Below are 23,200 nucleotides of genomic sequence, written 5' to 3' on the forward strand. Positions count from 1 at the left end.
CGTGGCCGCGCAGGCGGGGCGGTGGAGAGGGCCTGCGCGGCCACGGGGGTGAGCTGGGTTAGCGGCGGACTGTGACGGTGAAGTGGGTGGTTGCGGTGCCTGTGGGGGTGGTGACGGTGAGGGTTGCCCGGTAGCTGCCGGGATGGGGGTAGCGGTGGTCGGGGGTGGTGACCGTCCACAGGCCTGGGGCGGCTAGTGGGCCTGCCGGGGTCGCCGGGGACACCGTGGCGGGGGATGAGGTGCCGTCGCCGTAGGTGAGGGTGGCGGTGGGTGGGGTGGTGGCCGGGGCGGTGAAGTGGCCGATCTCGCCGCGGAGGGGGCCGCGGGTGTGGCGGTCGGGGGTGGTGATGTCGGTGGTCCAGGCGATGGCGGGGCTGGGGCGGAAGTTGACACCCGCGATGGTCAGCCTGCTGCCCAGGGTGGCGAGTCGGGCGGTGAAGTCCGTCAGGTCGCGGGCCGACCGGGGGGACCAGGCGATCTCGGCGGCGGAGACCAGGCGGGGGTAGGTCAGCCACTCGGCCTGGGGGAGGCCGCGGATGGTTTCCGACCACAGGGGAGCGGTGACGCCCAGGACGTCGGACTCGGTCAGGCCGTCGCGGACGGGTTCCCAGTTGTAGTAGGTGTCGAAGTCGCAGGCGTTGCGGCACGCCCAGCTCAGGCCGATGGGGCTCGACGGCTCGTACTTCTGGTCGAGGTAGGTGGTCGGCGCCGGGGACATCACGACCTTCGCGCCGCGCGCGACCTGGCGCAGGACCTTCTCCATCGACGCGGCCCGCCACACCTGGATCACCGCGCCGGGGGGCAGGTCGGCGTCGGCGTACTCGTTCCAGCCGACCGGGGTCTTGCCCAGGGCGGCCACCTGCGGGAGCAGGCGGCGGATGTAGGTCAGGTAGTTCTCGTGCCCGGTGACGTGCGCTTCGTCGCCGCCGATGTGCAGGTACGGGCCGGGGGTCAGCGCGGCGATCTGGCTGTAGACGGTGCGGGTGAACTCGTAGGTGATCTCCGAGTTGGCGTCCAGCGTGGAGTAGCCGACGTCGGCGGTGTTGTTCATCGGCTTGGCCACGCCGTCCGGGTTCAGCCGCGGGAGGGCGGCCAGCGCGGCGTTGGTGTGCCCCGGACCGTCGATCTCGGGCACGACCGTGACGAAGCGGGACTTGGCGTGCGCGACGATCTCGGCGTAGTCGCGCTGGGTGTAGGAGCCGCGGATCGCGGGCCCGGTGCCCAGCGGCGTGCCGTTGCCCAACCGGTCGCTGCCACCCTGCGACCCGACCCGCGTCAACGCCTCGTAGTCCAGCCCCGATGGGTTGTCCTGCGGCGTGCTGATCGCGATGCGCCACGCCTGGTCGTCGGTCAGGTGCAGGTGCAGCGTATTGATCTTGAACCGCACCGCGTTGTCGATGTACCGCTTGACCTCGGCGACGCTGAGGTAGCTGCGCGCGACGTCGAGCATCACCCCGCGGTAGGCGAACCGGGGGTAGTCGCTGACCGTCGCGGCCTGCACCCGCCACGGCCCGTCGACCCGCACCCGGCTCTCCACCCACGCGGGCAGCAACTGGCGCAGCGTCTGCACCCCGAGGAACAACCCGGCGGGCGTCTCGGCGGAGATGGTCGCCGACCGCTCGTCGGTCACCAGCCGGTACCCCTCACCCCCATGCCCCTCGGGTGCCTTGCCCCGCCCGAGGTCGAGGACGATGTCCCCGCGTCCCGGGTGTCCCGAGGTCACCGGCAACCGGTAGCCCGTGGCGGGCCGCAACAGCGCGGCCAGGTAGTCGCCCACCGGCCGGGCCCCACCCCGAGCCACCACGCGCGTGTCCTCGGTGATGGTGAAGGGCGCCCGCCCACTGGCCTTGGCCTCGACCGGCTTCGGCAACAACCGCTCGACACCGGGCACCACCGTGGCTACCGGCGACGCGGGTGCCGCCGCGGCCGGGATGCTGAGCAACACGGCCACCGCGATCACCGCGGTCCGCCACGACTTCCGCATACGCCCTCCCCGACAAGTCGGACAATATGGTCTAGACCATAGGAACCCCCATCGCGCCTCGTCAATCACTCGGACAGCCCAGTCGCCCCGCAACGGAATGTGGTCGACCGGCACACGATTTCTCGGGTTGGTCGCCGACGGGGCAAGAGGATGATCCGCTCAACCTCCGGCGTCCCGTTGTCCACAAGCGAGGATTTGGCCCCGGTGAACAGTTCGGCGATCAAGCCCTAGGCGGCTCTTGGTCTCAAGGGGCCGCCGGGCGTGCGGCGTGATCTCGTGGGAATTGCGCTGATGTGCTCCGTTCAGTTGACCGATTGCGTGTCGGGTCGGGGTCATTCGATGGCGGTCGACTCGCTGGTAATCGCTGCGTGCCCGCGTGACGGTGGCGAGTGGTTGTGTGTGGTTTGTGGTGGGACATGGGTTGTTGGCCTTCGTTGGGTGGACGCGCGTGGATTGGGTTCGGCCGTGTCGGTTGGCCGGGGCCGACTGTTCGAGTTGTACGTCGAATGTCGGCACTGGCTGGGCTTTGGCGGTTTGAGTGATGGCCTGGGTTGGTCGGTGTGTTGGACAAGCGGGGTGAGCGGCCGGTGGATGCGGAGTTGGTTGGGAAGTCCCGATGGGGATTGGCCTTCTTGGTATGTGAGGTGTGGAGGGTGTGCAGGGGCGAGGCGCGAGAGTGCGGGCGATGGCGTGAGGGGGACCTGTCGCGTGTCGAGGGTCAGGAATCGCGTCGGGTTTCCACTTGGTAAGGGCGGAAGTGGGCGCAAAGGGTGGATAGGGGCGGGTGCGAGGGCGTGGAGGTGCAGGCGTGAAGCATGGAGGTGGGGCGCGGGTGATGAGGGGCCGAAGTGTGGATCGGGTGTGGGCGTAAGGGCGGAGGCGTGAGTGTGAGGGCCGGAAGTGCGAGCGTGGGTCGGTGTGGCCAAGCGGGTGCGAGGTGCGGTGGTGGCGCGCGGGGTTCGCTGGGTGCAGGAGGGCGGCAAGGTGCGAGGCGATGGGAGAACAGGCGCAGGGAGGGATGCGTGGCGGGCAGGAGTGTGGGTGTGGGGCGAAGGTGGGCGGTGGAGGGGCGAGAACTGAAGGGTGGAAGCGAGGTGTGGGCGTGGTGGCGGTGTGGCGATCCGGGTGAGGACTGGCGATGTGTGGTGTTGGCGCCGGGGTGCCTGGGGGGAAGGTGGAAGCGAGATGTGTGGCGATGAGAGAGCGGAGGTGTGGGCGGACTGAGAGGTGCAGGGGAGACATGCGGAGTGTGGGTGTGGAGGTGTGCGGGCGAGGGTTGGGGTTGATTGGGGGGTGAAGGGGTTGGTGGGTGGGGGTCGAATTCCGGTTGGGCGGTTGGGCGGTTGGGCGGTTGGGCGGTTGGGCGGTTGGGCGGTTGGGCGGTTGGGCGGTGGGGTGAGGAGTGATGCTCCACTTGGGAGGTGGGTGAGGTGACGGGTGTGGGCTAGGCGGTCGTGGCTATGGCGTCTCGGCCTACTAGGGCGGCGGATTCCTTGGTGAGCAGTCGGCCCGGTACATCGGGATCGCAGCCGACGCGGGGGAGGCGGGCGCGGATGGCGGCGGGGGTGCGGGCGCGGTCTTCGGCCAGTTCGCGGATCAGTTCCGGGGCCTGGGTGCTTGGGGGGTGAGATAGCCAGGCCTCGCGGAGGGTGGTGTCCTGTTCGATGGTCCACGGTTGGTGCGAGTTGCCGGTTTTGCGGCGGGTGCGCCTGCCTTCGAAGCCGGAGATGGCGTCGAGGGATTCGCGGAGGAGCTTGGCGGTTTCGGTGGCGCCGCCCGGCGGTAGGCGCAGGATGCCCTCGGCCACGACGGTGCCGTCGGGGTCGGCGCCGGTGAGGCCGATGCCGAGTTCGCCGCTGTCGTCCGTGGTGACAGTGAGCGTGTAGAGGACGTCCTGCCGCTTGCTCTGGTATTCCAGGTTGAATGTCATGCGGCAGAATCTAGGTGGTCGAGCGGTGGGCGTGCCGAAAGTTATCCACAGCCCCGATCGGGGGACTTGCGGCTAGCGGGAGCGGCGGTTCCAGCCCACGCGGTGGGGTTGGTCGAGTTCGTCGTAGAACTCTTCCGCAGGGCCGGACTCCGCCTCCGTGCGTTCGCGCTCCTCGCGAAAAATCGTCTCCAACCGTGCGCCCGCGTGTTTGAGCCGCCAGATGATGAACGCCGCGGCCGAAGCCGCGGCCACGATCCACAGTGCGGTAGCCATCGGATCACTCCGCATCAGCCGTTGCCAACCCGCATGGCGGGGTAGGTACCCCAAAGGCTCCCACCTCATTCACACGAGCGCAGCCGTGGGCCCTACTTTGGCCACCTGGCCGAGTGGAATCCGCCCCAACGGAGCAATGAATCCACGCAGTGTGACCAAAACAATCCCCCAATCGGTTACTTGGTGGCTTGTTGTCCCTGGTCGACCTCTGCTACCTCGACGGGCACGACCCGAGCTCTGCTTGGCAGCGTTTCGCGGGCGGGCAACCACACCAGCACCGCCAGCGCGGCGAGGCCGCCCGTGACCGCGAAGGCCCAGCCGTACGACAGCCGGTCGGCCAGCGCACCCGCGACCACCGGTCCCACGATGGCCCCCACGTCCGCGGCCATCTGGAACACGGCCAGCACCGGTCCGCCGCGCGCCGTGCCGATGACGTCGGCCACCACGGCCTGCTGCGGCGGGCTGAGCAGCCCGGTGCCCATTCCGGCCACGACTGTCGCGATCAGAAACTCCGGGACCGCGTCGGTCAGACCGAACCAGACGGTGCCCGTCGCCGACACCACGAGCCCCAGCAGCGCGGGTGGTTTGCGGCCCCAGCGGTCCGCGATCCGACCGGACACCATCAGCACGAGCACGTTCCCGACCGCGAAGGCGGCCAGCGCCGTGCCCGCGAACGCGCCGTCCTTGTGCAGCACCTCGACGACGAACAGCGGGACCAGCGACACGCGGACGCCGAAGACGATCCACCCGGTGGCGAAATTGGACGCCAGCGATGCCCGATAACCGCTGTCGCGCAACGCCTTCCGCAGCGGGAAAGCGGGCGTCGTGTCGCTACCCGGTGCCGCGATGCGCGTCGACTTGCGCAACAGCAGCCACGCGAGGAGCACCGCCACCACCAGCGCACCCGCGTAGACGAGGAACGGCGCGCGCAGCGAGATCCCGATCAGGCCACCGCCCACCAGGGGACCCGCGACGGTGCCGAGCAGGAAACTCGTGCTCCACAGGCCGGAAGCGCGGCCGCGCAGGTGCGCGGGCGTCAGGTTCATCAACAGGGCGACACCCGAGACGGTGAACATCGTCGAGCCGGTGCCGCCGAGTGCACGTAGTGCGACCAGCTGCCAGTAGCTCCCGACGAACGCGCAGGCGCCGGTCGTCACCCCGACGATCAGCATGCCGGTCAGGTAGACCCGCTTCTCCCCGAGCCGGGTGGCCAGCCGCCCGCCGATCGGGGCGAACGCCAACCGGGCGAAGGCGAACGCGCTCACCACCGCCGACGCCGCGGTCACGCTCACGTCGAAGCTGCGGGCGAAGGTCGGCAGCGCGGGCGCGACCAGGCCGAACCCCAGCGCGATCACGAAGTTCGCGGACGCGATGACCCACACCTCGCGCGGGAGACCGCCGCTGGGCGCACGCGTACCCGACATCGCCCAGCCTCCCCAGTGCCACTACTTAGCCCTGCGAAGTATAGGTGCACACCACCCAAATGGGTTAACCCCGACAAGGTGCGGTCACCACGGGGTACGTGGGGGCCAAGAGGGACGCGAACCCCGTTCCGACCGTGCCCGCTGCAGAAGGACCGCCCATGTCACAACCGCTCGACACCGTCGAGGTCGTACCGCTCTTGGCCAAGCTCGCCGAGGCCGAGCGCGACGCCCGCGCGCTCACCGCCGACGAGTCCTACCGCGAGGGCCAGGCCGCCGGGCTCGAACTCGCCCAGCGCATCGTCCGCGAGGCCGCGGGTCTGCCCGTGGAGGCGGACTCCGGTCGCGTCTGACGGCGCGGAGGCCGGGCGCGCGTACCGTGCCCGGCCTCCGTCCCCCCACCTCACCCGATGTCGCGCCTGCGGAAGCCGAACAGCCCCGTAGCGGCCGCCACCACGGTGACACCGGTGAGCCACAACAGCGGTGTGGCGTTGAAGTCCGTGCCCGGTTGCAGCTTCGGCACGTGCACGAACGGCGATACATCCAGCACTGCCTGCGCAAGACCCACCGCGGGTCCATAGAGGGCGATCACGACCGCGACACCCACTACGGCCCAAGAGGCCGGTGTGGACACCTGCGGCAAGAACCCGGCCAAGAGCGCCGCAACAGCGGCGACAGCCCACACCGCCGGAAGTTGCACCAGAGACGCCGACAGCGTGTGCGAGATCTGGTGACCGAGGTCGCCCGCGTGCACCCCATGGCCCAACCCGGCGCTGACGCCCGCGATGACCAACAGCACCGCCGGTCCCACTACGGCGAACACCAAGTGACTAGCCGCCCAGCCGTACCGGCTCACCCCAGCCGCCAACACCGGCTCCGCGTGCCCCGCGGTCTCCTCCGTGCGCATGCGCAGGGTCGCCAGGACCGCGTACACCGCGCCGAGCATCCCGAACAGCCCCACGATGGCCGACAGGTAGGCGTCCACCAGCCCCTGGGTCCCGCCCATGCGCGCGAAGATCTCCCGGACCTGCTCGCTGTTGCCGATCAACCCGGTGATGCCGTCGGCCAACGACCCGAAGATCACCCCCATGACCACGAACCCGATCGCCCAGCCGAGCAGCGACCCGCGCTGCAACCGCCACGCCAGCCCGAACGGGCTCGACAGCGAGCGCGGTGCGTTTGCCGGACCCGGCCGTCCCGCGAACAGACCGGCACCGATGTCACGACGAGGCACGAGGGCGTAGGCAACCGCGGCCACCACTACGGCGACAACGACCGCCAACGGCGCGACCCATCCCTTGTCGTCGATGAACGGCTTCGCCTGCTGCGGCCACGCCAGCGGCGACAGCCACGACACCCAGTGCGCCGACGCCGTGGAGTCGCCGAACGCGCGCACCAGGAACGCCACGCCGATGCCGCAGATGGCCAAGCCGTTGGCCGAGCGCGAGTACTCGGTGAGTTGCGCGGTCACCCCGGCGATGGCGGTGAACACCAGCCCGGCGCCCGCGATGCCCAGCCCCAGCGTGAACGCCCCGGCGGCGGGCAGCCCGGCACCCACCAACCCGGCAGACGTGATGACGCCGATCAGCACACTCGCGCCACCTGCCACCACGACCCCGGCGGTAAGAGCCGCGAACCGCCCCACTACGGCAGACCCCAGCAACTCCAACCGTCCGGTGTCCTCTTCCGCGCGCGTGTGCCGCGTGACGGTGAAGACCGCCATCAACGCCACAAACAGGGCGATGAACAACCCGTACCGCCACGCGATCCAGCCACCGGGGGTCGTCAGGTCGTAGGCGGGCCCGTAGAGGACCGCGACGGACGGGTTGGTCGCGGTGCCGTTGTTGAGCGACATCCGGTCGGCCAGCGTCGGGTACAGCTGCTCGTACGCCTTGACCGTCGACGCCGGGATGACGCTGAGCAGCAGGATCCAGATCGGCAGGATCACGCGGTCGCGACGCAGGGCGAGCCGGATGAGCGGTCCGGTGCCGGTGAGCCCGGTCATCACGACGCGTCCTGGTAGTGCCGCAGGAACAGCTCTTCCAGGGTCGGCGGCTGGCTGGTCAGCGAGCGCACCCCGGACTGGCTCAGCGCGCGCAGCGCCGAGTCCAACTCACGCGTGTCCACGTCGAAGCGCACCCGGTTGCCCTCGACCACCAGGTCGTGCACGCCCGCCAGGTCGCCGATGCCGTTGGGCGGACCGGCCAGTTCGGCGGTGATGCTGGTCCGGGTCAGGTGGCGCAGGTCGGCCAGCGTGCCGGTCTCCACCGCGCGGCCCGCGCGGATGATGCTCACCCGGTCGCAGAGGGTTTCGACCTCGGCCAGGATGTGGCTGGACAGCAGGACGGTGCGCCCGCGCTGCCGCTCCTCCCGCACGCACTCCTGGAACACCGCCTCCATCAGCGGGTCCAGCCCCGAGGTGGGCTCGTCCATGATCAGCAGTTCGACGTCGGAGGACAGCGCGGCGACCAGGGCCACCTTCTGCCGGTTGCCCTTGGAGTAGGTGCGGCCCTTCTTGCGCGGGTCGAGGTCGAAGCGCTCCAGCAGGTCGGCGCGGCGGCGCTGGTCCAGCCCGCCGCGCAGCCTGCCGAGCAGGTCGATGACCTCGCCGCCGGAGAGGTTCGGCCACAGCGAGACGTCGCCGGGCACGTAGGCGAGGCGGCGGTGCAGCGCCGTGGCGTCGCGCCACGGGTCGCCGCCGAGCAGGGACGCGTCGCCGGAGTCGGCGCGCATCAGGCCGAGCAGCACCCGGATGGTGGTGGACTTGCCCGCCCCGTTGGGCCCGAGGAAGCCGTGGACCTCCCCGGTCCGCACCGTCAGGTCGAGACCGTCGAGCGCGCGGGTCCGGCCGAAGGTCTTGACCAGGCCGGACACCGAGATTGCCGTTGTCATGCTTCAGAACGTACTCTTGCTTCACAACTTTGTGAACGTTAGGAAAGCGTTAACGTCCGCTCGTCGACCGAATAGGGTGAAGTCGTGAAGGAAGACCCCGTGGCGCGGTTCGTGGAGCGCTTCGCCCTGCTCCTGTCGGACGCGGGCATGCAGCGGATGCCCGCCCGGGTGTTCACCTGCCTGCTCACCACGGAGGCGGGCAGGCTCAGCGCCACCGAGCTCGCGGAGTCCCTGCAGGTCAGCCCCGCCGCCATCTCCGGCGCGGTGCGCTACCTGGAGCAGGTGAACATGATCAGGAGGGGCCGCGAGCCCGGCGAGCGGCGCGACCACTACGCCCTCGCCGACGAGTCCTGGTTCGAGCTGATGGCCCACCGCGACAAGCTGCTCGCCGCCTGGGCCGTGGCCATGGCCGACGGCGCGGACCTGCTCGGTCGGGACACGCGCGCGGGCAAGCGCCTGGCCATGACCCAGCTGTTCTTCGAGTTCATGCGCCGGGAGATGGAGACGCTGGGCGACCGCTGGCGGGCGGAGCTGGCGGCGAAGGGGCTCGGCTAGTGCTCGGCAGCGCGCAGCAGGCGCTTGGTGAGGTCGTTGATGAACGAGCGCAGGCCCGCGCGCAGGGCGGGACCGGTGCCGGGGACGCGCTCCACGAAGCTGCACCGCCACACCAGGTCCGTGCCGCCGCCGTCGAGCGGGATGAGGGTGATCTCGCCGCGGTAGTCGCGGAACGGGGCGGCCGACAGCAACCGGTACGCGTGCCTGCGGTCCTGCTCGTACTCGACCGTCTCCTCGCGGAACAGCAGCGGCTTGCGCCCCACCACCCGCACGGCACCCATCCCGCCCGGTGCCGGGTCGCCCTCCCGCTCCAGGTACGCCTCGGTGACCACCGGCCGCGCCCACTCCGCCCACCGCCTGCCGTCGCTGACCATCGCGAACAGCTCCGGCGCGTCCGCGCTGCTGCTCACGGCGATCTCGAAGGCGAAGGTGCGCTGGCGTTCGACCATCGGCTGGCTCCCGGGTCCGGCGATTGCGTTCTCGCAAATCGTTCCACCCCCGGATGGGCGTAGCCTCCCCAGAGTCCGGCCACACACACCGGGGCCGGGTACCGCGACGGGGATAGGGGCCGGGGATGACCACAGCGGACCAGGTGAACGGCGACGTGCTGGCGCTGGCCGAGGAGTTGCTGGCCCTGCAGTTCGACGCCGAGCCGTTGTCCGCGACGCTGCTCGGGCTGCCCGGGCACGACGACCGCCTGGCCGACGTGTCCGCCGACGCCGAGCAGGCCACCCGCGCCGCCGCCGTCGACATCGCCAGCCGCGCCGACGCGCTGGACGAGCGGCTGGGTGGCGACGTCACCGCCAAGGTCATCGCCCAGCAGGCGGGCGCCGTCGTCGACCGGATCGACGCGCGGATGGTCGAGTACACGGTCACCGACATCTTCGTCGGCCCCGCCGCCTCGCTGCTGACCTTCCTGCCCATGGTCGTGCTGCCCGACGCCGACCGCGCCGCCGCGTACCTGACCAGGCTCCGTGCCGTGCCCGCGCACCTGGCCCAGGTCGGCGCGCGGCACCGCGCGGGCGTGGCCGCCGGGCGGCTGCCGGTGCGCAGGCTCGTCGACTCCTCGATCGCCCACCTCGACCGCTACCTGGCCACCGACCTCGCCGCGGACCCGCTGCTGGCCCAGCGGCCCGCGGTCGAGGACCAGGCGTTCCTCGACGAGCGGGAGCGCGTGGTCGCCGAGGTCGTGCGGCCCGCCTTCGCCGCGTACCGGCAGCTGCTGGTCGACGAGATCGCCGCCGTCGGCAGGCCGGACGACCGCCCCGGCCTGTGCGCGCTGCCCGACGGCGAGGCCGCCTACGCCGCGCTCTCCCGCGTGCACACCACCACCGACCTGAGCCCGGACGAGCTGCACCAGACCGGCCTCGACATCATCGCCGGGCTGCGCGCCGAGTACGCCGAGCTGGGGCAGCGCGTGTTCGGCACGGCCGACCAGGCCGAGGTCTTCCACCGGCTGACCACCGACCCGGCCATGCGCTGGCGCGACGCCGACGAGCTGCTCGAGCACGCCCGCGACGCCATCGCCCGCGCCGAGGAGGCCGCGCCGCGCTGGTTCGGTCGGATGCCCGCGCAGGCCTGCCGGGTCGAGCCGGTCCCGGCGGCCGAGGCGCCGGGCGCGCCCGCCGCGTACTACATGCCGCCGTCGCTGGACGGTCTGCGCGCGGGCGTCTACTACGCCAACACCGACCGCGCGCACGAGCGCGACCGCTTCCTCGCCGAGGTCACCGCGTTCCACGAGGCGGTGCCCGGTCACCACTTCCAGCTGGCGCTGGCCATGGAGCTGACCGAGCTGCCGCTGCTGCGCAGGCTGGCCGACGTCAACGCCTACGCCGAGGGCTGGGGCCTCTACACGGAGCGGCTGGCCGAGGAGATGGGCCTGTACTCCGACGACGTCGCCCGCTTCGGCATGCTCGCCATGGACTCCATGCGCGCGGGCAGGCTCGTGGTCGACACCGGCCTGCACGCCAAGGGGTGGTCGCGCGAGCGGGCGGTGTCCTACCTGCGGGAGAACACCCCGCTGTCGCTGCTGGAGATCGGCAACGAGGTCGACCGGTACATCGCGTACCCGGGGCAGGCGCTGTCCTACATGGTCGGTCGGCTGGAGATCCAGCGCGCCCGCGCCGCCGCCGAGGTGCGGTTGGGCGCCGACTTCGACATCCGCGCGTTCCACGACCTCGTGCTCGGCGGCGGGCCGCTGCCGTTGAAGGTGCTCGGCGAGGTTGTCGCCGAGTGGCGCGGTTAGGAAGAGCCGCCGCTTTCGCCGAATGTGAAAGCGACAAACCACGCGGGCTCGCGTTTCAAGATCGAGTAGCCACCCGCGAGTTCTTTTGCTGTTCACCAAAGCGAATCCGAACGCGATTCGGACCGTGGTGGACGCGCGCGGTCCCCTGTGGACCGCTGATCGTCGTCCGCGCCCGCTGACCTGCGGTGATCTCCGCGCGGTGGACGCCCGACCGGCGTGTCGATTCGCCGCCGGCGAGTCGGTCCCGCGCGCCTCGATAGCGCCATTCGGGCGGCGCTGATCGTCTTTTCAGGTGGTCACTGTCCGCAGTAGATCCGCGCGATGCGTGAACGAAACACAACGCTTAGGACTCGGATGTGTTTCGGCGTCACCCCGGTGGGTGACTCAAAATCAGCGCTTAGTAGAGTCCGCGCACGCTGACATGGTGGGTGACCACTCTTTGGGGGGAGTGGATCTTCGCCGGTCAGTGGGGGCGGGCTCTGGGGTTTCCGGCCGCGTCCGCACAACCGCGATCGACGTTCGGATCCGCAGAGGGAGAGTCATGGCGAGTCGTAGGAACTTGGCCCGTGTGGGCGCCGCGGTGGCCGCTGCCGCCGTCTTCGGCGCGATTGCCGCAATTCCGGCATCGGCCGAGGCCGCCAAGGGCACCTTGCACGAGGAAGCCGCGGAGCAGGGTCTCTTCGTCCACTTGACGCACGGGGGCAAGAAGTTCGACCTGCGCGCCAACCTGCTCAAGTTCGAGCTGAGCGACGGCAAGTTCCTGCAGGTGTACTGCGTCGGCGCCGAGATCGCCTGGAGCCACGAGACGAACATCATGAAGGAGGTCCCGTGGGACTCCTACCCCGGTGCGGACGACTCGCTGTTCAAGCAGTACGCCGGAAAGATCAACTGGGTGCTGCACAACGGCTACCCGGTGAACGACGAAGCCTACTTCAACGCTAAGAACCTCCCGAACCGCGCCGCGGGCGAGACGATCGAGCGGGCTGAGGTCATCGCCGCCACGCAGGCCGCGATCTGGCACTTCAGCGACGGCCTCGACCTCGACGAGGAAAACTCCTCCGGCGGCGTCCCCGGCGAAACCGCGAAGACCGACGACGACAAGGACGTCTACGCGGTCTACAAGTACCTGATCGACAACGCGAAGGACATCGGCGAGCCCGAGAAGGGCGAGCTGAAGGTCGCCCCGTCGAAGCGGTCCGGCAAGCCGGGCGACAAGATCGGGCCGTTCAAGGTCTCCTCCAACGGCACGATCAAGGGCTTGGACGTCAACCTGCCCGAGGGCGTCAAGGTCGTCGACAAGGACGGCAAGGCGATCACGACCGTCAAGGACGGCACCGAGATCTACCTCCAGATCCCGGCGGACGCCAAGGACGGCAAGGGCTCCTTCAGCGTCACCGGTGAGGGTCCGGCCATCGAGGTCGGCCGCCTCTTCGTCGGCAAGAACCGCGAGGGCGAGGAAGCCCAGCCGCTGATCGTGGCGGGCACCGAGACCGTCCCGCTCAAGGCCGTCGGCGAGGCCGACTGGGCCAAGGGCACCACGCCGACCACCACCACGACGGCGCCGACCACCACCGCGCCGACCACCACCGTGCCGCCGACCACGACCACGGTCGCCCCGGCGCCGCAGCCGAGCAACAACCTGCCCGACACCGGTGCCAACATCCTGGTCCCGGTCCTGGTGGGCGTCGGCCTGCTGGGAGCGGGTGCCGGTGCGCTCCTCTACGTGCGTCACCGCCGCAACGCCGCGTAGTCAGCCGATAGCACTCCAGATCGCCTCCCGGGCCACGCGGCCCGGGAGGCGATCTGCGTTTACGGTCGTGCCGTGAGCGATCTTTCGGCCCCCCACTGGCTGCGTGAGCTGCTGAGCCAGCGCCCGGTCCCGATCCCGTGGAAGCGGGCACTGCGCGCCGCGACGGCCATCGCCGCGCCCGTCGCGATCGGGATGCTGGTGGGGCGGATCGACCTGGGTGTCCTGGTCTCCATCGGCGCCTTGTGCGTCGTCTTCGCCGATTCCGACGGCCCATACCGCTACCGCGCACAGAGGACGGTGTGGGCCGCGATAGCCGGAGTCGGCGGGTATTGGGTCGGCATGCTGCTCGAAGGACCCTGGACCTGGGCGCTCGTGCTGGTGGCCGGTGTGTCCGCAGTGGTCAGTGCGGTCAGCAGCACCGCGTCGCTGGCCGGGTTGCAGTTGCTGGTGTTCGCCATCCTCGGTTCCGGGCAGACCGCCGATCCCTGGCTGGCCACGGGCTGCTTCGCGGCTGGGGCCGCGTTCGCGCTGGTGTTGTCCATCGCCGCGTGGCCGGTGCGCGGTGCCGCGCTGGAACGGGCGGCGGTGGCAACGGTGTACGACCACATCGCGGTCATGCTCGCTGCGGCTGGTACCGCAGAAGCTCGCCACGCGCGCCGGGAACTCACCAAAGCGATCAACGCCGCCTATGACGCGCTCTTGGACGCACGGTCACGTCTTGCGGGCCGGGACCGCTCTTACCGTCGACTGTTTGTCTTGCTCACCGAGACGACACCGGTAATCGAAGCGTCGGTAGCGCTGGTCAATGCGAAGAAGCAGATACCGCCCGAGTTCGTCACCTACCTGTTCGAGGCCGCGTACCGCATCCGCGTCCGCGAACCCCTGTCGGAACCGCCCGAACCACCGGAAGGAGCGCGCGCCCTGGCCCAGTTGCACGCCGGGCTGCGCGCGGTCGCCGAGTTCCGGCGCGGTGATCGCGATACCGACCTGCGGCCCGACGAGGAGCCCGTGGGCGTGCGGGAACGGCTCCGCGAGGTCGTGGGCCGCCGCACCTGGATGCTCGTGCTGCGCTTGGTGGTCTGCGTCGGGGTGGCGGTGGCCGTGGGGCGGTTCGCCGCGCTGGAGCACTCGTACTGGGTCGCGCTGACCGTGGCGATCGTGCTGAAGCCGGACTTTGGGTCCGTGTTCGGACGCGCGGTCCTAAGAGGTGTCGGCACCGCAGTCGGCGTGCTCATAGGTGCTGGCGTGCTCGCGGTAGACCCGCCCGGGTGGGTCCTGGTGCCGTTGATGGCAATCGCCGCCGCTGCGCTGCCGATCGGTCAAGTGCGCAACTACGGCATGTTCAGCACGTTCGTGACGCCATTGGTGCTCGTGCAGCTCGACGTGGCCGAGGCGGGCGACTGGTCGCTCGTGGGCGCGCGGCTGCTCGACACCGGCATCGGCTGTGCCATCGTGCTGGTCATCGGCTACCTGCTCTGGCCGGGCGCCCGCCGCCCACGCGTCGGCGAGGACCTGGCGGGCGCGCTCGACACCGTCGCCGCCTACCTGGAACACGCCCTGTCCGGACACCGTGACGAGCGTTCACCGCTGCGCCGGGAGTCCTACCGGGCGCTGTCGGACGTGCGGACCGCGTTCCAGCAGTCCCTGGTGGAGCCGTTCGCGGCCGGTCGGCAGGCGGCGGCGTGGTGGCCGGTGATCGTGGGTCTGGAACGGCTCACCGACGCGGTCACGGCAGTCGCGCTCGCCATCGACCGTGGTGGGGAGCCCGTCAGCGAGGCCGACACCAGGACCCTCGTGGCGGCGGTGCGGGAGGCGGCCGAGGCGGTGAGAGGCGAGCGTGCGCCTGTGCGTGTCCAACTGCCGGAAGACGAACGCCTTGAGCCCGTAGTAGCCGAGTTGACGGCGGTAAACGCCACTTTGCGTGGCCCAGGACTGGTGCAACAACGGTCGCGGACCGCCGCTCGCTGGTCGCACTAAGTGCGCCACGGTCGGTATGTTGATTTCTCGGCAGTGTGGCGTCGCGCGTGAGGAGCACCATGAGCATCGACGGCAACCAGCGGACGGGCGAACAGGCGTGAGCACCGACGCCACGACCGACCGCGTGCTCGCCGAGGGTGGCGGCAGACCGCGCAACCCGTCCGTGTTCACCTGGCAGGGCAGCCGACCCGCGACCCTCGAGTCGGTGCGCCTGCTGCTCACCGAGGGCAGGCTGCGGGCCTCCGGCAGGCTCATCGCCGCGGCGCACCCCGACACCGGCAGGGAGGCGTTCAGCGCCTCGTTCGACGCCTCCTTCAACGACGCCGCGCGCGGCGCCGAGGCGGGCAGGCTGCTGCTGCGCACGACCGCGGCGCAGGAGCGGCAGGTCTCGGTCAACCGGACCGAGGACGGCACCTGGCTGGTCGACCACGGCGACGCCTCCCGGCGGGAGGAGTTCGACGGCGCGCTGACCATCGACGTCGCGGGCATGGTCACCCTGTCCGCGCTGCCGATCCGGCGCCTCGGCCTGCACCGGCAGACCGGCGAGCACGAGCTGCCCGTGGTCTACGTGAGCATGCCCGAGCTGGAGGTCCAGGTGGTCCGGCAGCGCTACCGCACGGTCTCGGTCGACGAGCGCGGCGCGGTCATCGAGTTCACCCAGGGCGAGGTGACCACCGAGCTGACCGTCGACGCCGACGGCGTGGTCGTCGAGTACCCGGGCGTCGCCAGCCGCGTCTAGGCGATCCGGAACGGCACGGACGCGACCGCGAACGGCGTGGTCGGGTCGGTGCCGAGCACCTTCACCTCGACGCTGTGCCTGCCCGGCGGCAGGTCGGCCGTGGTCAGCGCCAGCCGCCAGCGCCCGCCGAGCCCGGGGCCGTCCACGACCGTCGGTATGCCCGCGACCCGCCGCCCGTCCAGCGACACCTCCACGCCCGCCGTGCTCGCCAGGCGCCCGGTGCGCAGCTGACCGGCGCGGCCGTCGGTGAAGACCTCGACGACGGTCCGGCCGCTGGGCAGTACCGCGTCCTCCGGCACGGGGTTGCCCGCCGCGTCGAGCAGCACCGCTCCGGGGCGGGGCAGGCTCGACGCCCCGCGCGGCAGGGGGACGTCGGTGCCGCTGCCCGCCGCGGGTGAGACGGCGCCTTCCAGCGCGATCAACTCGACCGACGCGCTGATCACCCTTGTCGCCGCGCGTTGCCGGTATTGGGGGCCGCGCACGCGGATGACGAGGGTCTTGCCGTCGGGGCCGTAGACGAGCGCTTCCGGCGGCACATCGGCGACGATCGGGTACCGCACGTTGCGCACCATCGGTTGCCCGGCCACCGCGGGCCGGGCCGGGAAGAGGGATCCGCCCACCTCGACGCTGAACGTGTCGGTGGCGGGCTCGTCCGGGCCGTTCTGCGGGACGAGCGTCAGGCGGATCTGACCGCCGCGCGTGCCCGGTACGCGCTCCCCGGGGCCGAACGTCGTCAACAGCGAATCCGGCGCCACCACCACACGACCGCTATCGATCGACGGTGGCACCACCAACACCGGAGCGGCTGTAGGCGCACCGATGAAGCCGACAAGGCTCACCCCCGCGTAGAGACCGCCGGTGCCGCCGATGAACCCAACCAGCGCGGTGGCCTCCCGCCACGCGGGTACGACGTCACCGCCACCTACTACAACCCCGTTGCGCAGCACCTGCACGCCATCGGTGCGCAGCACGACCTCCCACCGCACGGCCATCCCCAGCTCCGCCCGGGGAGCGGGGGAGGTCGAGACCGCCTTGCCGAGCCGGGGCGTGCCCGGAGCCACTACGACCTGCACCTCGGTGGTCGCCTCGCTACCGGCCACCCGCACCCGGATGGCGCCCGGCGGCAGCGACGCGTCCTCCACCGCCAGACCGGCCGGTCCACGCGGCGGGGCGCCGTTGGGCGAGCCCGCGATCAGGTCGGCGGGACCGGGCACCAGGTCGAGCAGCAGCTCACCGCGCTGACCGGGGTGGTCGGTCTCCACGACGAACCGGCCCAGCTCGCCGTTCACCGGCGCGTCCCGCAGCCGCAGCGGCGGCCTGGCCCGCAACGCGACCGGCTCGATGCCGCACTGGGCGCTGATCACCAGCCTGCTGCCGTCGTCGCCGTCGCCCCGGGTCGCCCGCCCGCAGTCGTCGGTGCTCGCGAACCGCCAGTTCAGCGGGTCCGGAACCACCCGCGTCATGAACCGGTCGTTGAACGACCAAGGCGGGTTGTCTGCGGGGTCTTGCGGTGTCGCGGACGTCTTGGCGGGCTGCGACCGCTGGCCGTAAGAGTCGATGGTGCGGATCTCGACGTCGTAGGGCGTGTTGTTGTCGAGTGCGTCGAGTTGGACGGACGGTTCCGCCACGAGCCGGGTGTACTCGGCCGTACCCATGCGGCCCCAGGTCACCTCGTAGCCCGCCGCGCCCTTGGGCTCCGGCACACTGGCTACGTTCGGGCCCCACCACAGCTGTAGCCGCCGCAACCCCACTACGGCCACCACCTTGGCGGGCGGGTCGGGGCGCGAGCCCGGCTGCGGGACCACCACGCCATCGGCCGCGTACTGCCGCACCACGGTCTGCGCGGGCGGCGGCGGCGCGGGCCCTTCCTCACCGGCCTCGGGCGGGGTCCGCAGCACCACGATCGCGGCCCCGAGCAGCACCAGACCCCCGGCGATACCCGCCAACCGCCGCACCCGGTTGGGCGGCGGCGGTGGTAACGGCGCTGGGAGATCCACCCGCCAAACGTAGGGCGCGCGGTGACGCCGGTCACCGCTTCGTTAGCTACCCGATACCTGTCAGTCGGCGAGTACCGGCAGGGCGGCGATGGCCAGGTCGCCGTCGAAGCCGGTGACGCGGCCGCCTTGGGCGCCGATCAGCCGGAGTTCGGCCAGGGGGTCCTGGCCCGCCAGGTCGACCATCGCCTGGGCCTTGGCCGCGTCGCGCTGGCCCTCGAAGACCTCGCGGCCCGCGTGGCCGGACCGGATGGTGGCGCCGAGGGCGCCGGTGGAGGCCAGGGCGCCGCGGGCGGCGCCGAGCCTGCCGAGTGCGTCGTCCACGGCGCCCAGGAGCGCGTCGCGGTTGCCCTCGCACATGGCCAGCACCAGCTCCGGCCTGCTGCTCGCGACCCGGGTGCCGTCGGCGAACGAACCCGCGCCCAGGGCCATGGCCAGGGGACCGCCGTCGGCGCCGCAGGCGGCCAGGACAGCGGCCATGACGTGCGGCAGGTGCGAGATCCGGGCGACCGCCGCGTCGTGCTCGGTGGTCGTCGTGGGGACCACGCCCGCGCCGCAGTCCAGGGCCAGTTGCGCGGCCTCGCGCCAGGCCTCGAGGGTGGTTTCCTCGTCGGCGGTGACGACCCAGGCCGCGCCGCTGAACAGGGCCGCCAAACTCGCCGACCAGCCGGACGCGGACTTGCCCGCCATCGGGTGGCCGCCCGCGAACCGGGTGTCCGGCGCGTACCGGGCGACCGCGGCAGCGACCGGCCCCTTGACGCTCACCACGTCCGTGAGCAGGCAGTTCGGCGCCAGGTCGCCGACCTTGCGCAGCACCGCGTCGACGTTGGGCAGCGGCACCGCGACCACCACCAGCGCGTCCTCCTCGGCGGCCCGGCGCAGCGCGGAGTCCACGTCGGTGACGGTGAACTCCTCGCCGATCGCGCCTTGGACGTCCTCCGCCGAGCCCGCCGTGCCCCACACCGCCCGACCGGCGGCCGAGGCCGCCCGCAGGACCGAACCGCCGATGAGCCCGAGGCCGACAACGCACACCGATCGCATGGGCAAAGATAGTGCCCTATCGATCACCCGATCAGCGCAGCGCGTCCAGCGCGAAGGCCGCGTAGGTGGCCACCCCGTACGGCAGCGCCGCCTCGTCGAAGTGCACCCGGTTCGAGTGGTTCGGCGCGGCCTCCGCCGGATCGACACCCGGGGGGCACGCGCCGAGGAACGCCATCGCGCCCGGGACGCGTTGCAGGACGTAAGAGAAGTCCTCGGCGCCCATGAGCGGGTTCGGCATAAGACCGACGTGGTTGGGGCCAACAGCCGCCGCAGCGATCTCTTGCAGCTGTGCGGCCACCGCGTCGTCGTTGATGGTCACGGGATACCCGGCGTCCACGGTGAACTCGACGGTGCAACCGTGGGCGGCGCCGATCTGCGTGCACACCTTGGGGATCTCCGCGAGCATCGTCGCCCGCGCCGCCTCCGACAGCGTCCGCAGCGTGCCCTGCAGCTCCGCGGTCTCCGGGATGATGTTCGACGTGGTCCCCGCGGCGATCTTGGCGATGGTCACCACGGTCGGCTCGAACACGCTGATCCGCCGAGTCACCAGCGTCTGCAGCGCCCCGACCATGGCCGCCGCCGCGGGCACCGGGTCGATCGCGTCGGACGGGTTCGACGCGTGCCCGCCCTTGCCGGTGACGATCACCGTGAACGAGTTGGCGCTGGCCATCATCGGCCCCGGTCGGCAGCGCAGCATCCCGGAGGTCTCCTTCGACGTGATGTGCAGCGCCAACGCCCGCTCCACCGGTCGACCAGCGGCCTCCAGCACGCCCTCCTCGATCATGTACCGGGCGCCGTAGAAACCCTCTTCGCCGGGCTGGAACATGAACACGACCTGACCGGCCAGGTCCGCTCGCCGCTCGGACAGCAGCCGCGCGGCGGAGGCGAGCATGGCCACGTGCGTGTCGTGGCCGCACGAGTGCATCGCCCCGTCGACTTCCGACGCATAGGCCAAACCGGTGTCCTCTTGCAGTGGGAGCGCGTCCATGTCTCCCCGCAGCAGGACGGTCGGACCGGGCCGTTCACCCTCCAGCACCCCAACGACCGAGCTGACGTTCTTGCCGGTGTGCAGCCGCAGCCCTGTCCCCTGCAAAGCCGCCACTACGGCAGCTTGCGTGCGGGGGAGGTCAAGCCCCAGCTCAGGGTGGGTGTGCAGCTGCCTGCGCAGGGCGACGGTCTTGGGCTGCAGCGCGTGCGCGGCGTCGAACAGCCCGCCGAAACGGGGATCGCCCGCCCGCGGTGAGGTGGATACGGCCTGGGTCGTCATTTCTCGATAGTGTCATCGCGCGTCGGTATGGGGGACTGCTTCTTCCGGGTGACCTCCGCGCGGAATACGGTGTGTGCATGTCGGGAGAGGAGCCGGTACCGGGCTTCGGGGTTGCGGTCGTCCGCGAGGACGGCAAATGGCGGTGCGATCCGATGGACGCCACCGCCCTGCGCGAACTCGACGCGGCGATCACCGAGCTGCGCAAGACACGCACCACGGGTGCCGTGTTCGGGTTGTTGGCCATCGATGACGAGTTCTTCCTGCTGCTGCGACCGAGTCCGGGCGGGGTGTCGCTGCTGCTCTCGGACGCCGCGGCCGCGCTGGACTACGACATCGCCGCCGACGCGCTCGACGTCCTGCGGGTCGACCCGCCGGAGGACGACGAGGAGGTCTGGCCGGAGGGGTCCCTGGACATCCTGGCCGACCTGGGGCTGCCCGCGCCGGAGCTGCAGGTGATCATCGACGAGATCGACCTGTACCCGGACGAGCAGCTGCAGATGATCGCCCAGCGGCTCGGCTTCGCCTCCGAGTTCACCAAGCACCTGGACACGATCCTCCAGTGAGCCCGAGCGGGCCACCGGTGGACCTCGACGGGCTCGTGCGCGCGGCCATCACCGCCGCCCGCCGCGCCGAGGCCACCGGTGACGTCCCCATCGGCGCCGTCGTCTTCGGTCCCGACGGGACGGAGCTCGCTTCGGCGTGCAACGCGCGGGAAGCCCTCGCCGACCCCACCGCGCACGCGGAAGTCCTCGCGCTGCGGGAAGCCGCCAAACGACACAACGACGGCTGGCGCCTGACCGGCTGCACCCTGGCGGTGACGGTCGAACCGTGCACCATGTGCGCCGGAGCGCTCGTCTTGGCCCGAGTGGACCGTGTGGTCTTCGGTGCCTGGGAGCCCAAGACAGGTGCGGTGGGGTCGTTGTGGGACGTGGTCCGCGACCGCAGGCTCACCCACCGCCCCGAGGTCATCGGCGGCGTGCTGGAGGCCGAGTGCGCCGCCCTGCTGGAGGGGTTCTTCGCCGCTCGACGCAATTTGTGACTTGAGTCACAAACGAGTGGGTTGTTCGGCCCGGCTGGACACCCCATGGGGGCGAGAGCGAACGAAGGAGGACCGGCTATGGGCGTGTTCGACAAGGTCAAGGACAAGGCCGAGCAGGTGGTCGGCGAGGCCAAGGAGAAGCTCGGCCAGGCCACCGGCAACCGCGACCTGGAGAACTCCGGCAAGGCGGACCAGGTCAGCGGCGAGGCCAAGGAAACAGGCCACGACCTGCGGGACAAGGCAGCCGGGGCCGTGCACGACGCCAAGGATCACCTGCGTAACCGGCACTGAACGGCGCCGCGGTCTCCTTGCCGCAGAGAGCCCGCCTCCTATCCCCCGGGAGGCGGGCTTTCCCCGCTCCAGGGGGTCGGGTTGGGCCTGGGCGGTGGAGATCTGTAATCTCTTCTGCGGTGGCGTGTCCGAGCGGCCGAAGGAGCACGCCTCGAAAGCGTGTGAGGTGAAAGCCTCCGTGGGTTCAAATCCCACCGCCACCGCCAAACTTCGCAGTACGCAGAGCGCCGGTTCCCAGGGGGAGCCGGCGCTCTCCGCTTCTCCGGGCTGCGCCGGTGGCCTGCTTCTATACCCTCGGCTGGGTGGTGCTGTGCCGCCGCGAGGGAGACGAGGAAGAAGGAAGGTGTCCTGATGAGCGACCGTCCGGCTCGACGCGATCCGTCGAGGTTGGTGGAAGCCGAGGGGTTCCGCGAGTTCGTGCGCGACGACTGGGGCCCGGCCGACCGCCGGGTGCGCGGCGTCGCGGGTGCGGCCGAAGCCGCCGAGGCGCACCGCGACCGGCTCTCCGCGGCCTTCCCCGGCAAACGGATCGCCTTGGCCGCCGGGCTGGCGCCGACCCGGTCCAACGACACCGACTACGTCTTCCGCGCCGACAGCGACTTCGCCTGGCTGACCGGCTGCTACGCCGAGGGCGCCGTGCTCGTAATGACCCCCTCCGGCGGCGGCCACGACGCGGTGCTGCACCTGCGCGAGCCCGCGGGCCCGAGCGAGGCCGACTTCTTCGCCAACGCCCGCGACGGCGAGCTGTGGAACGGCGCCGTGCCCGGCCTGGCCGAGTGGTCCGCGGCGCTCGGCGTCGACGTCCGGCCGCTGGAGGACCTGCCCCGCGCGCTGCGCGGTCAGCTGCCCGAGGTGCACGTCGCCAAGGGCGCCGACCCGCTGCTGGACGCCCTGGTCGGCGCGCACAGCCCGGAGCTGCGCACGACCCTGGCCGAGCTGCGCCGGATCAAGGACGACTGGGAGATCGGCCAGCTCCAGGCCGCTGTCGACGCGACCGTGCTCGGTTTCGCCGATGTGGCCCGCGAGCTGGGCGAGGCCGTGCGCGGCGGCGGTGAGCGCTGGTTGCAGGGCACCTTCGACCGGCGCGCGCGGACCGCGGGCAACGGCCCCGGCTACGCCTCGATCGTCGCCGCGGGCGAACACGCCCCGGTGCTGCACTGGACCCGCTGCGACGGCACCGTGCCCGAGGACGGCGTGCTGCTGCTCGACGCCGGTGTCGAGGTCACCACCCTCTACACCGCCGACGTGACCCGGACGTTCCCGGTCTCCGGCGAGTTCTCCGCCGCCCAGCGCCAGGTGTACGACCTGGTCCACGACGCGCACCTCGCCGCCATGGCCGAGGTGAAGCCGGGCGCGGAGTACAGCGCCTTCCACAACGCCGCCATGCGGGTCCTCGCCGAGGGCCTGCACGACTGGGGCCTGCTGCCCGGCTCGGTCGACAAGTCCCTTGAGGTCAACGGCCAGCACCACCGCCGCTACATCGTCTGCGGCGTCGGCCACTTCCTCGGCATGGACGTGCACGACTGCGCCCGGGCCCGCGCGTCGGCCTACCACGAGGGCACCCTGGAAGCGGGCATGGCGCTGACCGTGGAACCCGGCCTGTACTTCCACCCGAACGACCTGACGGTGCCGCCGGAGCTGCGCGGCATCGGGGTGCGCATCGAGGACGACCTGGTGGTCACCGACACCGGTGCCCGGGTCATCTCCGATGCGTTGCCGATCACTGCCGACGGCATCTCCGAGTGGGTTCGTGCCCACCGGGGGTAGCCTCGGTTCCTCTGTAGACAGCGGAGCTGAAGGAG

20 protein-coding genes and 1 tRNA gene are annotated in these 23,200 nt (G+C 71.2%); 11 read left to right on the forward strand and 10 right to left on the reverse strand.

Annotated elements, in window-relative coordinates; translation table 11 throughout:
• Positions 1-58: 58 nt before the first annotated feature.
• From V5P93_RS01005 to V5P93_RS01020, 4 genes are all read right to left on the reverse strand, one after another.
• Complete coding sequence (locus V5P93_RS01005) at positions 59-1,984, reverse strand: beta-N-acetylhexosaminidase (RefSeq protein ID WP_104480879.1); 1,926 nt, start codon at positions 1,982-1,984, stop codon at positions 59-61.
• A 1,444-nt stretch (positions 1,985-3,428) separates the two neighbouring features.
• Entirely contained in the window at positions 3,429-3,914 is a 486-nt protein-coding gene (locus tag V5P93_RS01010; protein ID WP_104480878.1) for a hypothetical protein, read from the reverse strand.
• Between the two features lie 72 nt (positions 3,915-3,986).
• On the reverse strand, positions 3,987-4,187 hold the full coding sequence (locus V5P93_RS01015) for a hypothetical protein (protein WP_104480877.1): 201 nt from the start codon (positions 4,185-4,187) through the stop codon (positions 3,987-3,989).
• Positions 4,188-4,363: 176 nt separating this feature from the next.
• Positions 4,364-5,611 (reverse strand): MFS transporter, encoded by a 1,248-nt coding sequence (locus V5P93_RS01020; RefSeq protein ID WP_104480876.1) that lies wholly within the window; start codon positions 5,609-5,611, stop codon positions 4,364-4,366.
• A gap of 158 nt (positions 5,612-5,769) precedes the next feature.
• Between V5P93_RS01020 and V5P93_RS01025 the strand changes: the two genes are divergently transcribed.
• Complete coding sequence (locus tag V5P93_RS01025) at positions 5,770-5,961, forward strand: hypothetical protein (RefSeq protein WP_104480875.1); 192 nt, start codon at positions 5,770-5,772, stop codon at positions 5,959-5,961.
• A 50-nt stretch (positions 5,962-6,011) separates the two neighbouring features.
• Here the strand turns inward: V5P93_RS01025 and V5P93_RS01030 are convergent, their stop codons facing one another.
• Together V5P93_RS01030 and V5P93_RS01035 are read right to left on the reverse strand one after the other, a co-directional pair.
• Positions 6,012-7,613, reverse strand: a complete 1,602-nt coding sequence (locus tag V5P93_RS01030; RefSeq protein ID WP_104480874.1) for an ABC transporter permease — start codon at positions 7,611-7,613, stop codon at positions 6,012-6,014.
• On the reverse strand, positions 7,613-8,500 hold the full coding sequence (locus tag V5P93_RS01035; protein WP_104480873.1) for an ABC transporter ATP-binding protein: 888 nt from the start codon (positions 8,498-8,500) through the stop codon (positions 7,613-7,615). Before V5P93_RS01035 ends, V5P93_RS01030 begins: the two co-directional genes overlap by 1 nt.
• A gap of 84 nt (positions 8,501-8,584) precedes the next feature.
• Here V5P93_RS01035 and V5P93_RS01040 point away from each other — a divergent pair, with 84 nt between their 5' ends.
• Entirely contained in the window at positions 8,585-9,055 is a 471-nt protein-coding gene (locus tag V5P93_RS01040; protein ID WP_245931462.1) for a GbsR/MarR family transcriptional regulator, read from the forward strand.
• On the opposite strand, the gene V5P93_RS01045 is transcribed toward V5P93_RS01040, so the two are convergent.
• Positions 9,052-9,504 carry an SRPBCC family protein gene (locus V5P93_RS01045; protein WP_104480872.1) on the reverse strand — a complete coding sequence of 151 codons (453 nt, stop codon included), beginning with the start codon at positions 9,502-9,504 and terminating at the stop codon, positions 9,052-9,054. The two genes, V5P93_RS01040 and V5P93_RS01045, sit on opposite strands and share 4 nt — an antisense overlap.
• Before the next feature lie 125 nt (positions 9,505-9,629).
• Between V5P93_RS01045 and V5P93_RS01050 the strand changes: the two genes are divergently transcribed.
• The 4 genes from V5P93_RS01050 to V5P93_RS01065 all read left to right on the forward strand — a co-directional run bounded on the left by V5P93_RS01050 (position 9,630) and on the right by V5P93_RS01065 (position 15,766).
• The gene (locus tag V5P93_RS01050) at positions 9,630-11,300 is read left to right on the forward strand and encodes a DUF885 family protein (protein WP_104480871.1); all 1,671 of its coding nucleotides are present in this window, start codon (positions 9,630-9,632) and stop codon (positions 11,298-11,300) included.
• 541 nt (positions 11,301-11,841) lie between these two features.
• A complete protein-coding gene (locus V5P93_RS01055) occupies positions 11,842-13,050 on the forward strand; it encodes a thioester domain-containing protein (protein WP_181043650.1) in 1,209 nt (402 codons plus the stop codon).
• A gap of 72 nt (positions 13,051-13,122) precedes the next feature.
• Positions 13,123-15,027, forward strand: a complete 1,905-nt coding sequence (locus V5P93_RS01060) for an FUSC family protein (RefSeq protein WP_104480869.1) — start codon at positions 13,123-13,125, stop codon at positions 15,025-15,027.
• A 97-nt stretch (positions 15,028-15,124) separates the two neighbouring features.
• The gene (locus V5P93_RS01065) at positions 15,125-15,766 is read left to right on the forward strand and encodes a putative glycolipid-binding domain-containing protein (RefSeq protein ID WP_181043649.1); all 642 of its coding nucleotides are present in this window, start codon (positions 15,125-15,127) and stop codon (positions 15,764-15,766) included.
• Here V5P93_RS01065 and V5P93_RS01070 read toward each other — a convergent pair.
• The 3 genes from V5P93_RS01070 to V5P93_RS01080 are packed head-to-tail and all read right to left on the reverse strand — an operon-like array spanning position 15,763 to position 20,068.
• A complete protein-coding gene (locus V5P93_RS01070) occupies positions 15,763-17,763 on the reverse strand; it encodes a hypothetical protein (RefSeq protein ID WP_146108173.1) in 2,001 nt (666 codons plus the stop codon). The two genes, V5P93_RS01065 and V5P93_RS01070, sit on opposite strands and share 4 nt — an antisense overlap.
• Before the next feature lie 60 nt (positions 17,764-17,823).
• Positions 17,824-18,801, reverse strand: coding sequence for a prephenate dehydrogenase (locus V5P93_RS01075; RefSeq protein ID WP_104480866.1), 978 nt, complete (start codon positions 18,799-18,801; stop codon positions 17,824-17,826).
• Between the two features lie 31 nt (positions 18,802-18,832).
• Positions 18,833-20,068 (reverse strand): M20 family metallopeptidase, encoded by a 1,236-nt coding sequence (locus V5P93_RS01080; protein WP_104480865.1) that lies wholly within the window; start codon positions 20,066-20,068, stop codon positions 18,833-18,835.
• A 77-nt stretch (positions 20,069-20,145) separates the two neighbouring features.
• Here V5P93_RS01080 and V5P93_RS01085 point away from each other — a divergent pair, with 77 nt between their 5' ends.
• From V5P93_RS01085 to V5P93_RS01105, 5 genes are all read left to right on the forward strand, one after another.
• Positions 20,146-20,631: a tRNA adenosine deaminase-associated protein gene (locus V5P93_RS01085; RefSeq protein ID WP_104480864.1), complete on the forward strand. Its 486-nt coding sequence runs from the start codon at positions 20,146-20,148 to the stop codon at positions 20,629-20,631.
• A complete protein-coding gene (locus V5P93_RS01090; RefSeq protein WP_245931461.1) occupies positions 20,628-21,107 on the forward strand; it encodes a nucleoside deaminase in 480 nt (159 codons plus the stop codon). The genes V5P93_RS01085 and V5P93_RS01090 overlap by 4 nt, the downstream gene beginning before the upstream one ends.
• A 78-nt stretch (positions 21,108-21,185) precedes the next feature.
• Entirely contained in the window at positions 21,186-21,398 is a 213-nt protein-coding gene (locus tag V5P93_RS01095; RefSeq protein WP_104480862.1) for a CsbD family protein, read from the forward strand.
• 118 nt (positions 21,399-21,516) lie between these two features.
• Positions 21,517-21,604: transfer RNA gene (locus V5P93_RS01100), tRNA-Ser, on the forward strand.
• A 145-nt stretch (positions 21,605-21,749) separates the two neighbouring features.
• Complete coding sequence (locus V5P93_RS01105) at positions 21,750-23,165, forward strand: aminopeptidase P family protein (protein WP_104480861.1); 1,416 nt, start codon at positions 21,750-21,752, stop codon at positions 23,163-23,165.
• Positions 23,166-23,200: the final 35 nt, after the last annotated feature.

Source organism: Actinokineospora auranticolor, assembly GCF_041897805.1.
GTDB lineage: Bacteria > Actinomycetota > Actinomycetes > Mycobacteriales > Pseudonocardiaceae > Actinokineospora > Actinokineospora auranticolor.